We start from the raw sequence: 13393 nt of genomic DNA on the forward strand, positions 1-13393 counted from the left end.
GAAATCATGTACTTATTGTTGCCGATTTCTCTGTATCCTTATTTTCCATTTTCTCTGCACTTGTATTTACCGATTACAGCTTTGTGATGAGTTGGTAGAGAGGGTTCTTATTTAGCCAGGCTACTGCTAACTTTTAACTATATACTCCCGATGCCAATTCAGCTTATCAAGTTGAGGCAAGTATTTTGTCGATTGAGGCCCATTGATTCTCTTGCCTTGTAATTTTCGTAGGCTGCAATTCCACGAAATGGTCAATATTGGTTAGGCGCGGAAAAGAAAATTGAAGATGTAAAGCTCGGAATTGCAAAGTTACAATTGTTCCTGGGAAAGGAGCGGAAAACGTCCGAACATTTTAGCCCAATGGTCATATGCCAAAATCAACCAAACGCATATCCTAAAACGCATTGTTGTAATACCTTTCTTGAACCGCTGGGGCCAAGCCCACTGAAAATCACGGCTGACATATCAACATTGCTGGGATAGTTGTTTAATATAAAATGTTTCAAATCCCGAATAGTGACTATACCGAGCTCTTTCAGGACATTGACACGATGCTCGGTAACATTGAATTCCGATAGTTTTTTAGCAAGTTTATCGTCATCCATTTCCAGCAAACGGATGACAAAGTCGAACTTCGCTACCCTTTTCTTGCATTCAAGCAGGTAATGGTATTTTCCGAGATTTATAGTTATTAATTCATCTCCATCAAATTGTTCCATACGCAGCTATTATTTAATTAACGTTTTATTTATTGCTATTGCAACGGTTGGATTGGCCGAAGCTGTTTGGCTCTTTTTATAAATGGTCTCGCCAGTGCAAATTACAAACTTACTTTTAAGTGTCCAAAAATCTGCTGAAATACGACTATGCAGAGTTTGGCCGTGTGGTACTGTCGAGAATGGTTTTGGGTCATTCAAGGATTTATCTAACTCATCAAACATACTTTTGAAATCAAAATCCTTGATCTTGGAGTCTTCTTTGGCTTGATTTTGCTTTTTGAGACGCTCAAGAACTAATTCGGCATTACTTTTAATTTCTTGAATATAACATCGATGCTTGCTCCGCAATATCCACTTGTTGGTATTTCCCGAATACTGCGAAAAAATAGATACAAATAAGATGGACAAGCCGATACCCGGGAATTTGCTGATAGGAAAACCGTAATGTAACGCCGATTAAACCGAATTAATAATTAAGCGGCGATCCGCTTGTGTGCCTAAATCGTACGATGCGGATTTCTTTTTCCATTCCCTGTAGGAAACTCGGAAATGGTACTTTTCAAAGGCTCGCCAGGCACCGTCATTGTTCGTTTTGTATTTATCCAATGGATGTTTTAAAGGATTTTCTGGAAGCGCCAACGTTAGATCTACTATGGTTTCCACCACTTTCCGCGCATTCTGAGGGGACTCCAGCGAAATGTATTCGAAGGCTTTGGTCAGTTCGTTTTTGGCGCGTTTGCTCCAAACGGTCACCATTTCTTTATTTCGGCTTTTAGGTCGGTTGCTGTGATGTATTCACCACGTTCGATTTCGGAATCGCCTGCTTCCAAATCTTGATTGTATTCCGCTATGGTCTGTCGCTTTTCCACGGTTTGGAAATCTATTCCCATCAACTTCAATGTGCTCAAAAGCCACTTTTTCTTTTTGGCTTCCTTGATGTTGTCTATATCAATAATCAGTTCCATAGCTTTGAAGCTTTATATTTCCAAAGTTAGCTTTTCTGGAAACAAATCCAAAATCCCCCCGATGACTCCGGTTATTTTTAATGTATCTGTCACAGATTGTAAAGATAAGGGAAAGATTGTACCTTTAGCCAAACAAAACCGTGCCTGCACTGTAAATTGAGCAACGATGAAAATAATGGTGATTGTAGTGATTTTGGGCTTGTTGGGGGTTAGTGGCTGTGGTGATGGAAACAAGGTGGATGGGCAACTTGAAACGGGATGGTACCATGTGGTAGACAGCGGAGCAGGAGTTGAAAGAAAGCTGGGTGATAGCCTAACCTGCTACCTGGATCCGCAACCGGTGGTAACGGCAGCTCATTTTAAAACCGTGAAGACGGAAGCACTTCCGCACGATAGCACCCATTGGCAGGTGGTTGTGCAGTTGGATGGACGTGGCAGGGAGTTGTTTGCCAAAGCTACCGAAGAGCTTATTGGTAAGGACTTGGTTTTTGTACTTGATGATTCCCTATGGAGTGAGCCAATAAGGGTACAGGGAAAGATTCCAAACGGCGTGATGGTGATCAGTAAACGGCAGTTTTCTAAGGAGGATGCGGAGGAATTGAGGGGGAGGATAGATCACCGTTAAATGATTAAGGTCAGATATTCGTGTGCAGGTAAAAACACTATCTTTTTGCCGTCCTTTTCGAACAGATCCCGCTGTGCATGGGTAATCAACAACCCTTCGTTCAATTTGAAATATTCGAGGGCTTCGGTCATCCCATTCAGCTCCCGGTCCAGGTTATCTGCGTTCAACTGGTGGCACACCTGTATTACCGTCTGGATGTTGCCTTTCTCGTATCAGAATGTCTTCCAGTACATAGTTTAAGATGTCATCCACACGTTGTTTTACATATTCCGGGAAACCTCCCACCTGAAGGTATCCGCTTACGGAATCTGATGACGCTTTCTGATGCGTAAATGTGATAAATTCCCGGTAGGAAAACGGGAAAAGTTCTTTGCTTACACTACAAATGTATAAAATTATATATTACTAATATAAGCTTTTATTCATTACTGATGCATAAGATATGTTGCGGTATTCCGAACGGATTATTTAGGTGCTAAGGATTGTCACTCCGTAGCCGGGGGGTGTTGTGCAATAGCAAAAGATTCAGCCGGCGATGGCTAAACGATTTGGCATCGAAGCTATCACTACACCCCGACGACGAACCTATAAAACGTCTTAACCGTAACGGTTAAGGATTTGGTCGTACCTCTCCTTGGTTTGACATGTAGTGTATAGTCAAACTTTTTCTTCATGATATACGGTTTCAGATCCACCGCCCCGTCTGTTACAGGAATAGACAGCGACGTTTCGTATACATCCGGATTGTTGGCGATCTCCGCTATAACCTTCTCTTCAACACCATCGGCTCCGACAGCCATCCGGATAGTTTCCAGGTTTTGGAGGTTGTTGTCCTCGTCTGCATCCGCCAGTTCGATTGTAATGCCGGTGAGATTAATCTCCCTGATATTGTCGGCACTGACCAAAGGGGCATTTTTCTGGATGATCGCATCCAGATCCATCGCTACTTCCTTGGTCACTTCAATGCCTTCGCCTGCAATCGGTACCGCCGGTATAGTCACGGTAATGGCCTCTGCTTCATAGTCAAAATCTGCTTTCAGATTTTCTTTGATTTTCTTGCAAGAAGTCAAAAAGCCTGCAGCGAATATCAAAATGAATACTAAAACTGGATGAATCTTTTTCATATACTAATGAGTATAAATTTTGTCAAAAACTGTTGGCCAGCTTCCATTTCTTCATCGTGTAAGCATCCCAAAGTGCTGGGCCGTGTCAATGTAAGTGATTTCATCAGAACGCTTGTTGTGTTTTAACCAAAACGGATGCCAAAAAGACGTTGCCCCTACAAATTACTCCACCATCCGTCTCTTTGTTCATCACGCGCTCTGAACTTTTCATTCCCTGAGAGAGGGTGTTTATTCCTCCATACTGGGTGTTCATTCCGAGCGGTGCTGGCAGGCAAAGAGCAGATTCGTTTTTTGGATAGCCAATTGAACGAACAAAAGTCCTATGAAGGAATCGTGCAGACGATAGAAAGATTTTTCTTGCCGGTAGTGGATTTCACACCCATAGACGCCGTAATTGAGGAAGCCTTACTTCAAATCAAGAAAAAAAGCGGTGTTGTTTCTATCAATACGCTGATTTGAAGAAGTGAGTATCCAGGAAGCAAGGAAACAGTTGGAAGTAAATTTAATTGGATTGGCCAGAATAACGCAAGTTGTTATTCCATATATGCGAAAACAGCAAAGCGGAAAAATTATCAATATCTCCTCGGTGGGCGGTAAAATGGTTGGTCCATTTGGTGCCTGGTATCATGTTAGTAAATTTGGGGTCGAGGCATTAAGTGATGCCTTACGGTTGGAATTGAAACCTTTCGGAATCGATGTCATCGTAATTCAACCCGGTGGCATACAATCGGAATGGAGTGGTATTGCCATGAACAACTTAAAAAGTACCGCCCATAACAGCGTTTATGGAAGTGCTATTGCCAAAGTGCTTTCAAGTAACGAAGAATTGGAAAGACAATATTCCAAGCCCGCTGTTATTGCCAACTTGATATTAAAAGCCATTCAATCAAAAAAACCTAAAACTAGGTACAGTGGAGGCTATATGGCAGGTTTTATTTTGTTTATCAGACGGGTAGTACCAGACAGAATCATCGATAAAATGATTTTGAGTAAGATCGCTTAGTATTATGTTAGGACTTCAAACAATCATCTTAATTTACAACCCTTACTTTAAGCTCAAAATTGACCAACGGCATCCGCTAAAAATTTGGTGGCCTTGGTTCTTCTAAGAAGAATGCGAAAGAATGTTTACCGTTTTCCCGAAAGGATCCTTCACATAGAACCTTCTGACTCCCCACGGCTCATTTGCTGGGCCGTAGGTAATCGGGAAACCTGCGTCTTTCATTTTAACGTGTATTCCGTCTACATCGTCAACCTCGATTGAAATGTCAGGAACCGGTGTGCCGGACCCTCCTTCGGTAGCGAAACTGATTTGGACCCGCATCTTGTTGTCTGTACCATACGTGCAGATCCACGTTTGATCCATGAGAACCTCAAGCCCCAGAATTTCACCGTAGAAATGCTGTGCCGCTTTGATGTTTTCCGTTGCAATGTTCAAAACAATTCTTCGTACTGCCATAACTCAAAGGTAGTTAAATAAACGATGACTATTGGTTAACAATCCGGGATTTTAACTGTGGCGAATTCGCCGCAATTAAGGGTTTAGTGTAGTGTGTCTGCATCTTGTTCTTGAAGTGAGCGAAGACTTGCTAAAAATAGCTGCTTAAAGGAAAAAGGTCCTAATTACTCATCGACGCTGCCCGCCAACCGTTTGAAATCTTCTTTAGTATGTATGTCAGTGCTTTCAAGCCAATCTACCACCCGCTTAAGCACATTTGCTGCGGTGTAAGGTCTGACCCGCTCATAATTTGTGGATTGCGGTATAATGGCGATCGTGATCTCGTTTTTGGGAACTAATTTATAGGTATCTTTGCGGTTTTTTGGAAATTCGGTGAGTCCCAATAAGGCCATGTTTAAAAGCACCGACCCTTCGCCCAGGTTGTGTGCTGGCCCCTGGTCATTTACGATGGCATACACCAAACTGTCATTTGCGGGATTATATGCGATGACTAGGTCGCCAACCCTGGCCCCAAATTCCCGTACTGTATTGTTGCCCCCTGCCAGCACTAACCCGGGTACCTCCAGGGGGTTTACTTGATCGTTGCAATCACACGCTCCCTTATTGGTTGTTAAGCCGTTGCGCAGCGAGGTCAACGATCCGAAATAGCCGGCGTAAGGCCCGGTCTTAAGGATGCATGGCTTATCGATACCACCCACCCGCTCTGCTGCCAATACATTTTTCCAGGTGATCTCATACCCTTCGGGAATGGTTTCGAAATTTGAATCTCTGTATGCGGCAAACACGTTTACCGCTTCTTTATAGGTATTCTTATCGAGGCAAAGGTTTTTTGACGATCCTTTTTTTCGTACCGCTATGGCATTGCCTATGGTGTTGATCGCCTTGGTCTCTCCATGAAGATCGTAAGGGTGATAGGAGATGGGAGTGCCGTCAGTATTGACCTGAATCTTCGTTTTGAAAACGATAATTTTTTTGTCAGTCAGTGTGTCCTGAAGCAGGAATACTTTCTTCTGCTGAGGCTCAAACAGACCCTGGTCTGCGACCCTGAAACGCTGGGCATAGGTGGAATGTCGGCACGATGAACGCAAGACTGAATAAGAGGGCTGATAAGTTCATAATTAACTAACTTAATGTGTTGGGAATCCGGATCTAATTTTGGAAAAATCCGATACTTCGGAAATACCTGAAAGTGGGTATTTTAATCATGCATTCCGAACTTTTCATTCCTTGAGAAAGGGTGTTTATTCCTCCATAATAGGTATTCATTCCGAGCGGCGCTATTTGATACAGAAAAATCCAGGGTTCAGCACAGGATTGAACGGTCGCCGCAGGTAGTCGTAATTGCTACTGTGGAGGAAAAATACCTAAATGTAGGTATTGTAAGTTTCTGAAAATCATTGTAATTTGGTAACGACACGACTTAAGCCTTATCGCTCATGCGTTCGGACCGTTTAAGCGTGCCGCTGGGTGTAAAATTATTACCATGGGACAAAAATCAACAAAACACGTAAATGACGCGATGAACGACATGGTCGCCAAAAGTGTCAAACCGCCTGCCCTCGAAGAAGCCGAAAGACTATTGGAGGTAAAAAGAAATCAGATTTTCATAGAAGACGATGCATTTATTGGTAACCCATATGCATTGTTAGGCAGAGTGCTTGAAATAAGGTCGAAAAACGGCGTTTGCACAAGCGATGTTAAGGATGGATATGCGGACTTTTCGGCTTTTCCGATTCCAGGGATTGTCGTTGACGAGAATTCCAAAATAAAACAGCCGCAGCAGGTGAAATCCTTCATTGTGGACACAAAACTCAGCACAGAGGTGGGTGTGTTAAATTACTTGAATGCCTCGCTTGATACGGAATCTATCTTTAGCGTAATCATTTCGAACCAAGCTGTAGGCTTGCTCAATATACAGGACGGCAGCTATTTAAATGGGGTAAGAGCATGGGTTAACGATAATCAAAATATAATCAATGATCCCAGTATTTGCCATTTGTTAATTGTGACTGGGGTGGTTATGAAGAATATCATAAGAAAAAAATACAAAAAATTTGATGTCACCTTAAAAGGTGGGGGCTTCGGAATAAATTTCGATGGCAATCTGTACACAAGCGCGGAGGATTATTCGCTTGATATCAGGTTTGGGCTTTCCTATCTTAAGATCCCGATTCCAAACAAAACTGAACTGATAGCAAATGATTTACGGGTTGGGGATCAATTAATTACAAATCAGGATGTGGGCGGTTTCTTTGAAACGGGCATGCTGAAAGGACTGCGCATAAACCAAATGAACAGCGATATCAAACTTGATCTGATTAATGTGATGTCAGAACCTACGGATGACGAGCGGGCATTTATTAATAAGGTTCAATATAGAAAATAAGATTATACCGTTTGTTGTGTGACCAAGATTGCAAAGCAATAGAGCTTGCTGCCAGAAAATTGGAAGAAGCCGAAGGTAAATTTCTAAAAAGGGCGTTATAAAGGCAAACTCACGTGGCTATACGCTGAGTTGGCTACTAAACGGCGATGGAGGAGACTACAAGCCTATCTGGTTCAGTTTCTTCAACACAATTGCAGTATACTCCTCTTTATATCCATCAATTAAAAAGCTCCGATCAATCCAATCCTGAATTTGATCGGCTCTTATAGAAAAGTCTTGATATACGTTATCTCTAACCTTACCCGCAATGCCCAAACTGGTCGCAAACTGATCAAAGTCAGCACGCTTTATTTTGCGTTTTCGAGCATTTAAAGTCAAAGCTAACTCTTCCTGGTCTTTGGGGTAAATCAAATTCACATTCAATAAATCATACGCCGGTGAAAGCAAAATACCCCTTTCGGTATGCATCAACGAAAAGTTTTTTAAATGCATATCATTATTGCCCGTCAGAAAACAGAACAGCACCAATCTAAAGTACTTAATTACGTCCAGTCCCGAATTGGTAGCATACTGTTTGATAATTTTACCGACACGTTCGTACGAACTCTTATATTTTTGCTCGGTAAGCAACTCGGAAAGTTGGCAGAGGTCTTCGATATGAACCTTCTTCCTTTTTACACGATCAAAACGTTTGGTTATATAGGCTAATTCACCACTTGAAGTTTGTATTAACGCATGTTCGGCCGTTTCAATTTTGAATAATTTCGCTAGGTGCATCGTTAGATCCTCTACCTCCGGCATTGAGGGAAAGTCCGGAGATTGGGGTTTCAAAATATAATCGCCCCATAGACCTACCAACGTCAAACGCTTATTACCTTTTTCTCCTTCCAGACTCAAGGATAACTTGGGTTGTACGCCAGTTACCGCTAACCTTTCCTTGACGGTAATTTGAGCCAATTGGTTTAATTTTTCTTTATCTAACTCCAATAACGGAACCTGTGTAGTACCAAAGAATTTCTTCGAACATGCCGGATGATATGTACCAGCCTCAACCTTCTGATAACAGAACAAACAATTAGCCATTTTCTTCATCCTCCACCGGGTATACGGACACAGCTCCTATGGCGTCTCTACATAGGTTGATCAACAATTCAAAGCGATCTCTTGGATCAAGTTTCCAATATTTTTCTCCTATATCCAGCAACCATCCTTCTGGGATTAGCCCATCAAAAAACGGAAACAGTATTTTGCTGTGATATGGATTCTCTGAAAGGGGTAAGGTCAAACTAATAGGCCTCGGATCGACCCCTTTCATATAATCATCTAAATAACTGAATGAATAACCATCATCTCCTTCCGTGAGATATCCAGCCAATTGATCTTGATAGAATATTTTTGCTCGACGTGACATTATCTTTCAGATTTATCAGTTACCCCTACTTCTTTGCCAAACAATGCTAAAACATCATTTACTTTGTCCAGGCGAAGTGTTTTTTTCCCTTGTTCAAGATCACGCACGAATTTCAAACCCACTCCTGCATGTAGGGCGAGCTCTTCTTGCGTTAATTTGAGTTCCTTTCGTTTGGCCTTTACAAAAGATCGTATCGTTGACATAGTATACCCTTTCGGATATAAAGATAGAAAAATTTCGAGAATTATATCTTATCGGATATAAAATAAAATGTTTTGGATAAATTATATGAGATGGGATATAGCCAACACTTCGAAATTCGACGGGGTTGAAAGCAAGCGCTTTTTTTCCTACCTTTAGTCTTGTATAATCAATTGTTCTATGACAAAAATCATCGTAACTATCGTGTTGTTCTTAACGGTCAAAGTTACGTTCGGACAGTCATATCGTTCCTTAGAGAATGAGGAAATTGTGGAGAAACTCACGGCTCTTTTTGATTTGAAACCGGAAGATGCAAAGAGCAGTGGCTATTTATTTGCATCGCATATATTTTGCCTGTTATGTGAGGTAGAGCGCCCGTTTACCCGTGCGAGGCCATACGATCTGGAGCATGAAGAGTTTGTAACCAAATTTTGGGCGGATGTACTATCCTCCGGATGGTTACAAAGAGCCCAAGTTTCTGACCGGGTTTTTATACAGGAAACATTCAACGACCCGGTCGAAAGAAGTGATTATATCGTCTTCTTTACCACACACAAAAAAGATGAAGTGGCAAAGGGGCACGAGGGTGCCCAGTTGGGAATATATTTTAAAAGGGAAGACGGTGTATTAAAGATCAGCGGGTTTGAAACGATCCCTTAGCACGCGCGTTGTGGATGCCTACGATTGCAATAAAAAGCCCCGCGCCGGGGAGACGCGGGGTTCTCAAACTAACCAATTATAAACCTAAATTATGAAAAGACAATTCTACAACCAAAGGTCTTCAAATGGCGTGCCGGGTTAAGCTCGGAATCGTTAAAATTTGTTAAACTTCAACACGTCTGCGCTACGTGGGCGGAAATGAATCTTCGCCTATTATATTGTACAGATAACCACACAGCTATTGGTTTAGTAGCGCATTTAGACCTTCGTATTTTTTAACTCTGCCTGCTTTTACGTCTTTTTGCGCCTTACGCACATCCGCTATGACACACTCCGGAAAAGTGACGGGTTTTTCGAGTTCATATTTGACTCCTAAAGCATCCAAAACAGCTTTGACTGCTTTTTCGGATTTTTTGTTTTCGATATGGACTGTTAATGTAGTCATCACTAAGAAGGTACTTGCTAACAAAGTTACATAGATTGATGCATACAATCAAATTTTGCCCATACGCTTTCTTTGGATAGCTCGAATATAGGCGTTGAGGTAGGAGTAGTGAACGATTGTTTAACAGGTTTATGCACGGCAAATATAATATTGAGGTAACATGGGCATGTTATTTTTGCACGAAAACAGACAAATCACCCATGTACAGAAAGACAAACTCTCTGAGGGAACTTCCGGTCACGTGATTTGGGGTGCGAATGAAGAGCGTAGTTTTGAAGATAAAAAGTATCTTTATCCGATTTCGGATATTGTGCTCAATCCGAACTTGGTGCAAAATCCGGGTTGGTAGCGACGCATATTGACAGCATATCATTTATAACTGCATGTTGAGGTTCCGGGTAGGAACATCAACATGTTAATTTTACTGAGCGTGCCAAACAAAAACTTCTTTTTTTACGGGGTCAGCCTGTTGTTCATGCTATCCAGCTTGCCTTCAAGCGGCCAGAACCTCAAGGTGATGAGCTATAATATCCATCACGGAGCAGATGCCGTAGAGCAAATGACGCTGCACGAAATCGGAGCGTTTATCAAAAAATCAGGAGCAGATTTGGTGGGGTTGCAGGAAGTAGACAGCGTTTGCAGGCGATCGGGAAACGTAGATCAGATGAAAGTGCTCGCCGAGATCACGGGCATGCATTATGCGTTTTATAGGCATTTTGCCTATGATGGAGGTGCTTATGGCTTAGGGATTTTGTCTAGATATCCCATCAAGGAGCAACGCAATAAACGCATCACTTCCATGCAAAACGGAAAGAAAGCGTCTTTGGCCTTCTTGTCCGTCAAGCTTCATACAGGTAGAAAAGAACTAGTGTTCTCCACGGTGCATTTGGCCCTAGATCAGGCGACAAGATTGATCCAGGCGGAAGAAATCATGCGTCATTTAGCAGGGAGCGATCCCGTGATATTGACCGGTGATTTCAATGCCCTGTCCGATACGAAAGAGATTGAATTGATTTCGGAGCGATTACCTTTTATGGATCAGGGGCTGGCGCATACTTTTCCGGCAGCTGAACCCGTCAAAAAAATAGATTATATTTTTGTGTCCTCGTCACTTCTTAAAAAGAAGAATAGCACCCTCGTCCGGAAAGAGATTCTATATTCCGATCATTTGCCGCTGGAGGCAAAACTCAAATTATAAGTCGATACCGGATTTTAATCGCCGGAGCAATAGCGTTTCGGCTTTTTCATTTTTATATTATCTTTAGCAGCAATTATATTAATGGGAATCGCCTTAAAAAAGCAATTTATTCGAATGAAACCGTCATGATTTTCAAAAATCACACAGTGAAATAATTAAACCGAGCTTGCGAGCTCTTGAACACCTTTTCAACAAATAACTGTGAAAAATCATGACAGCTTCATCGCCGATAAAAAGCAAATTTAATATGATGAAAAATATAGTTATCATCTGCACGGTTCTGCTTGCGCTCGGCATGGGGTGCTCCAAAGAAAAAATAGAAAATGAAGACACCGGGGAATTCACTTTCCGGGTAAAGAAAAACGGGAAGGACTGGAAGGTAAACGGAGCCCAAGGCCACCTCAACCGCGAGGATGGTACCTTTTACGTGCAGGCTTCGGGCGAAAACAATGAACTCATCTCATTTAATTTTAGAAGGAATCCGTTGTCTACCGGCAGGTTGGCAGAGTTCAATGCCGATGCGGTGGTACCGGCCTGTGAGCTCTGTGCCGCTATTGCTGCCAGCTATAGCCTGGATCCGGCCAAAGATAATCGCTTCGAAATACTTGGGTTCGACAACCTGGAGAGCCGTATTCTGGGGAAGTTTTCTGTCAATCTGAAAAAGAACCGGCTGCACGATGGCGAATTCACCGAAGAATCCAATGTATACGAAGGGACTTTCAACGTGGTTTATAAGGAACGTGCCTGGTAGTTAGAAACTGTGATATGAAGCAAAAGGAATATTCACGCAAGGAATTTGTAAAAGGAATGGCGATTGCGGCTGCTGGATTTATGATCGTTCCCAGGCATGTGCTGGGAGGAAAAGGGTTTTTAGCGCCGAGCGATAAAATAACGGTAGGGATCGTTGGGGCGGGCGGTAAAGGCAGGGAGAACGCTGCTGAGCTTTTGAAATTGAAGGATGTACAAATTACGGCAATTGCCGATCCTGCCAGCTATTGGGATTTAAAAGATTTCTATTATAAGTCTAAAGCGGGCCGTGAACCGGTAAAGGAAATGATCGAAGGTCACTATAAGTTGATCAATTCTAATTACCGCATCAGCGAATATATCGACTTCAGGGAGATGCTTGAGAGGGAATCTTCGCTTGACGCCATACTTTGTTCGACACCCGACAATACGCATGCTTATGTGTCTATAAAAGCATTGCGGGCCGGTAAACATGTATATTGTGAAAAACCGCTGACACATAACATTTGGGAGGCGCGGAAGGTAAGAGAGATTGCCAGGGAAAGTGGTTTGGCCACGCAAATGGGAAATGTGCTGCATAGTGGGGATGGGATACGGCAGACGGTTGAGTACCTTCGTGACGGTGCAATCGGGAAAGTTGAGGAAGCACATACCTGGGTGCCTGCTTCGCGGTGGAATCCGGGTTTAAAGGGACTACCCGCCGGGCCGGCAATCGATGAACAAGCGATAGGATGGGATTTATGGCTGGGACCTACACCGTATATGCCCTGCCATAAGGAGTATGTCCCGGTAGCCTGGAGAGATTTCTGGGCACTCGGTTGCGGTGCATTGGGCGATTTTGGTTGCCACGATCTGGATGCTTCGGTTTGGGCATTTGACCTCCATGCTCCGGAAAGTATTGAAATATTCCCTGCGGGGTATAGCGATGCGGATATTGCTCCTTATGGTGAAATGGGATATTATCATTTTGCAAAGAAAGACAGCCAGCCTGAATTTAAACAGGTTTGGTATTCCGGAGGTTTAAAACCTGCCCGGCCGGAATTGCTGCCCGATAATGTGGAATTGCCTAGCCGCGGTTCGCTTTTTATTGGAAAGAAAGGTATTATCGTAACAGGTGCAGGAGGTTCAAATCCTCAGATATTCCCTGAAAAGCGCCGCGAGAGATATAATCCACCAAAGCCTAGTATTGCCCGTTCAAATGGACATTTCAGAGACTGGATTGATGCGATAAAGGGCGGGCCTGTTGCAAGTGCTAACTTTGAATACGGGGCACGCCTTACCGAGATTACGCTTCTTGGTGTGCTTTCGCTCCGATTGGGTGGAAAAAAGATTTACTGGGATAGTGAAAACATACAGGTGAAAGGCTTACCGGAAGCAGATCAGTATATCCGGGAGCCGGTTCGACCGGGATGGGAAATGGTTTAATTTGTGCCTCAGGGTTAGTTATTGGTTT

Annotated in this window: 21 protein-coding genes; 9 read left to right on the forward strand and 12 right to left on the reverse strand. The window is 42.9% G+C overall.

The features are described 5' to 3' along the window. Positions 1-377: 377 nt before the first annotated feature. The 4 genes from IEX60_RS23085 to IEX60_RS23100 are packed head-to-tail and all read right to left on the reverse strand — an operon-like array spanning position 378 to position 1684. Complete coding sequence (locus IEX60_RS23085) at positions 378-719, reverse strand: hypothetical protein (protein WP_188753767.1); 342 nt, start codon at positions 717-719, stop codon at positions 378-380. A 9-nt stretch (positions 720-728) separates the two neighbouring features. Then, complete coding sequence (locus IEX60_RS23090; RefSeq protein ID WP_188753768.1) at positions 729-1127, reverse strand: hypothetical protein; 399 nt, start codon at positions 1125-1127, stop codon at positions 729-731. Between the two features lie 48 nt (positions 1128-1175). After that, positions 1176-1475 carry a type II toxin-antitoxin system RelE/ParE family toxin gene (locus tag IEX60_RS23095; protein WP_188753769.1) on the reverse strand — a complete coding sequence of 100 codons (300 nt, stop codon included), beginning with the start codon at positions 1473-1475 and terminating at the stop codon, positions 1176-1178. Continuing rightward, the gene (locus IEX60_RS23100) at positions 1469-1684 is read right to left on the reverse strand and encodes a hypothetical protein (RefSeq protein WP_188753770.1); all 216 of its coding nucleotides are present in this window, start codon (positions 1682-1684) and stop codon (positions 1469-1471) included. Before IEX60_RS23100 ends, IEX60_RS23095 begins: the two co-directional genes overlap by 7 nt. A 166-nt stretch (positions 1685-1850) precedes the next feature. Here IEX60_RS23100 and IEX60_RS23105 point away from each other — a divergent pair, with 166 nt between their 5' ends. Then, positions 1851-2309: a SecDF P1 head subdomain-containing protein gene (locus tag IEX60_RS23105; protein WP_188753771.1), complete on the forward strand. Its 459-nt coding sequence runs from the start codon at positions 1851-1853 to the stop codon at positions 2307-2309. Here the strand turns inward: IEX60_RS23105 and IEX60_RS23110 are convergent. Both IEX60_RS23110 and IEX60_RS23115 read right to left on the reverse strand, forming a co-directional pair. After that, positions 2306-2476, reverse strand: a complete 171-nt coding sequence (locus IEX60_RS23110; protein ID WP_188753772.1) for a hypothetical protein — start codon at positions 2474-2476, stop codon at positions 2306-2308. The two genes, IEX60_RS23105 and IEX60_RS23110, sit on opposite strands and share 4 nt — an antisense overlap. A gap of 399 nt (positions 2477-2875) precedes the next feature. Further along, positions 2876-3433, reverse strand: a complete 558-nt coding sequence (locus tag IEX60_RS23115; RefSeq protein WP_188753773.1) for a hypothetical protein — start codon at positions 3431-3433, stop codon at positions 2876-2878. 135 nt (positions 3434-3568) lie between these two features. Here IEX60_RS23115 and IEX60_RS23120 point away from each other — a divergent pair, with 135 nt between their 5' ends. Together IEX60_RS23120 and IEX60_RS23125 are read left to right on the forward strand one after the other, a co-directional pair. Further along, positions 3569-3892 (forward strand): hypothetical protein, encoded by a 324-nt coding sequence (locus tag IEX60_RS23120; protein ID WP_188753774.1) that lies wholly within the window; start codon positions 3569-3571, stop codon positions 3890-3892. Between the two features lie 4 nt (positions 3893-3896). Then, positions 3897-4436 (forward strand): SDR family NAD(P)-dependent oxidoreductase, encoded by a 540-nt coding sequence (locus tag IEX60_RS23125; RefSeq protein WP_188753775.1) that lies wholly within the window; start codon positions 3897-3899, stop codon positions 4434-4436. A gap of 102 nt (positions 4437-4538) precedes the next feature. Here IEX60_RS23125 and IEX60_RS23130 read toward each other — a convergent pair whose 3' ends face one another. Next, positions 4539-4892 carry a VOC family protein gene (locus tag IEX60_RS23130; RefSeq protein WP_188753776.1) on the reverse strand — a complete coding sequence of 118 codons (354 nt, stop codon included), beginning with the start codon at positions 4890-4892 and terminating at the stop codon, positions 4539-4541. 164 nt (positions 4893-5056) lie between these two features. Continuing rightward, entirely contained in the window at positions 5057-5980 is a 924-nt protein-coding gene (locus tag IEX60_RS23135; RefSeq protein WP_188753777.1) for a hypothetical protein, read from the reverse strand. A gap of 395 nt (positions 5981-6375) precedes the next feature. Between IEX60_RS23135 and IEX60_RS23140 the strand changes: the two genes are divergently transcribed. After that, complete coding sequence (locus IEX60_RS23140) at positions 6376-7278, forward strand: hypothetical protein (protein WP_188753778.1); 903 nt, start codon at positions 6376-6378, stop codon at positions 7276-7278. Between the two features lie 156 nt (positions 7279-7434). Here the strand turns inward: IEX60_RS23140 and IEX60_RS23145 are convergent, their stop codons facing one another. Genes IEX60_RS23145 through IEX60_RS23155 form a run of 3 tightly spaced genes read right to left on the reverse strand, consistent with a single transcriptional unit; the run spans position 7435 to position 8892 of the window. Then, positions 7435-8370 carry a HipA domain-containing protein gene (locus IEX60_RS23145; RefSeq protein ID WP_229717745.1) on the reverse strand — a complete coding sequence of 312 codons (936 nt, stop codon included), beginning with the start codon at positions 8368-8370 and terminating at the stop codon, positions 7435-7437. Then, positions 8354-8689 (reverse strand): HipA N-terminal domain-containing protein, encoded by a 336-nt coding sequence (locus IEX60_RS23150; RefSeq protein ID WP_188753779.1) that lies wholly within the window; start codon positions 8687-8689, stop codon positions 8354-8356. Before IEX60_RS23150 ends, IEX60_RS23145 begins: the two co-directional genes overlap by 17 nt. Next, the gene (locus tag IEX60_RS23155) at positions 8689-8892 is read right to left on the reverse strand and encodes a helix-turn-helix transcriptional regulator (RefSeq protein ID WP_188753780.1); all 204 of its coding nucleotides are present in this window, start codon (positions 8890-8892) and stop codon (positions 8689-8691) included. Before IEX60_RS23155 ends, IEX60_RS23150 begins: the two co-directional genes overlap by 1 nt. Positions 8893-9070: 178 nt before the next feature. Between IEX60_RS23155 and IEX60_RS23160 the strand changes: the two genes are divergently transcribed. Next, entirely contained in the window at positions 9071-9550 is a 480-nt protein-coding gene (locus IEX60_RS23160) for a hypothetical protein (RefSeq protein ID WP_188753781.1), read from the forward strand. A gap of 238 nt (positions 9551-9788) precedes the next feature. Here IEX60_RS23160 and IEX60_RS23165 read toward each other — a convergent pair whose 3' ends face one another. Beyond that, positions 9789-9995 (reverse strand): DUF2683 family protein, encoded by a 207-nt coding sequence (locus tag IEX60_RS23165; RefSeq protein WP_188753782.1) that lies wholly within the window; start codon positions 9993-9995, stop codon positions 9789-9791. 160 nt (positions 9996-10155) lie between these two features. Here IEX60_RS23165 and IEX60_RS23170 point away from each other — a divergent pair, with 160 nt between their 5' ends. The 4 genes from IEX60_RS23170 to IEX60_RS23185 all read left to right on the forward strand — a co-directional run bounded on the left by IEX60_RS23170 (position 10156) and on the right by IEX60_RS23185 (position 13365). After that, positions 10156-10344, forward strand: coding sequence for a RagB/SusD family nutrient uptake outer membrane protein (locus IEX60_RS23170; RefSeq protein ID WP_188753783.1), 189 nt, complete (start codon positions 10156-10158; stop codon positions 10342-10344). Positions 10345-10425: 81 nt separating this feature from the next. Further along, positions 10426-11193, forward strand: a complete 768-nt coding sequence (locus IEX60_RS23175) for an endonuclease/exonuclease/phosphatase family protein (protein WP_229717748.1) — start codon at positions 10426-10428, stop codon at positions 11191-11193. 247 nt (positions 11194-11440) lie between these two features. Then, the gene (locus tag IEX60_RS23180; RefSeq protein ID WP_188753785.1) at positions 11441-11944 is read left to right on the forward strand and encodes a hypothetical protein; all 504 of its coding nucleotides are present in this window, start codon (positions 11441-11443) and stop codon (positions 11942-11944) included. Positions 11945-11958: 14 nt separating this feature from the next. Continuing rightward, positions 11959-13365 carry a Gfo/Idh/MocA family protein gene (locus tag IEX60_RS23185; protein WP_188753786.1) on the forward strand — a complete coding sequence of 469 codons (1407 nt, stop codon included), beginning with the start codon at positions 11959-11961 and terminating at the stop codon, positions 13363-13365. The last annotated feature ends 28 nt before the right edge of the window (positions 13366-13393 follow it).

Origin of the sequence: Parapedobacter defluvii, assembly GCF_014642075.1 — a bacterium.
Classification (GTDB): domain Bacteria; phylum Bacteroidota; class Bacteroidia; order Sphingobacteriales; family Sphingobacteriaceae; genus Parapedobacter; species Parapedobacter defluvii.

Bases quoted from the DNA above. Each gene is read 5' to 3' on its own strand.
- IEX60_RS23085 (WP_188753767.1), bottom strand. From the start codon at position 719: ATGGAACAATTTGATGGAGATGAATTAATAACTATAAATCTCGGAAAA.
- IEX60_RS23095 (WP_188753769.1), bottom strand. From the start codon at position 1,475: ATGGTGACCGTTTGGAGCAAACGCGCCAAAAACGAACTGACCAAAGCC.
- IEX60_RS23100 (WP_188753770.1), bottom strand. From the start codon at position 1,684: ATGGAACTGATTATTGATATAGACAACATCAAGGAAGCCAAAAAGAAA.
- IEX60_RS23105 (WP_188753771.1), top strand. From the start codon at position 1,851: ATGAAAATAATGGTGATTGTAGTGATTTTGGGCTTGTTGGGGGTTAGT.
- IEX60_RS23115 (WP_188753773.1), bottom strand. From the start codon at position 3,433: ATGAAAAAGATTCATCCAGTTTTAGTATTCATTTTGATATTCGCTGCA.
- IEX60_RS23120 (WP_188753774.1), top strand. From the start codon at position 3,569: ATGCCAAAAAGACGTTGCCCCTACAAATTACTCCACCATCCGTCTCTT.
- IEX60_RS23130 (WP_188753776.1), bottom strand. From the start codon at position 4,892: ATGGCAGTACGAAGAATTGTTTTGAACATTGCAACGGAAAACATCAAA.
- IEX60_RS23140 (WP_188753778.1), top strand. From the start codon at position 6,376: ATGGGACAAAAATCAACAAAACACGTAAATGACGCGATGAACGACATG.
- IEX60_RS23145 (WP_229717745.1), bottom strand. From the start codon at position 8,370: ATGAAGAAAATGGCTAATTGTTTGTTCTGTTATCAGAAGGTTGAGGCT.
- IEX60_RS23150 (WP_188753779.1), bottom strand. From the start codon at position 8,689: ATGTCACGTCGAGCAAAAATATTCTATCAAGATCAATTGGCTGGATAT.
- IEX60_RS23155 (WP_188753780.1), bottom strand. From the start codon at position 8,892: ATGTCAACGATACGATCTTTTGTAAAGGCCAAACGAAAGGAACTCAAA.
- IEX60_RS23160 (WP_188753781.1), top strand. From the start codon at position 9,071: ATGACAAAAATCATCGTAACTATCGTGTTGTTCTTAACGGTCAAAGTT.
- IEX60_RS23165 (WP_188753782.1), bottom strand. From the start codon at position 9,995: ATGACTACATTAACAGTCCATATCGAAAACAAAAAATCCGAAAAAGCA.
- IEX60_RS23170 (WP_188753783.1), top strand. From the start codon at position 10,156: ATGGGCATGTTATTTTTGCACGAAAACAGACAAATCACCCATGTACAG.
- IEX60_RS23180 (WP_188753785.1), top strand. From the start codon at position 11,441: ATGATGAAAAATATAGTTATCATCTGCACGGTTCTGCTTGCGCTCGGC.
- IEX60_RS23185 (WP_188753786.1), top strand. From the start codon at position 11,959: ATGAAGCAAAAGGAATATTCACGCAAGGAATTTGTAAAAGGAATGGCG.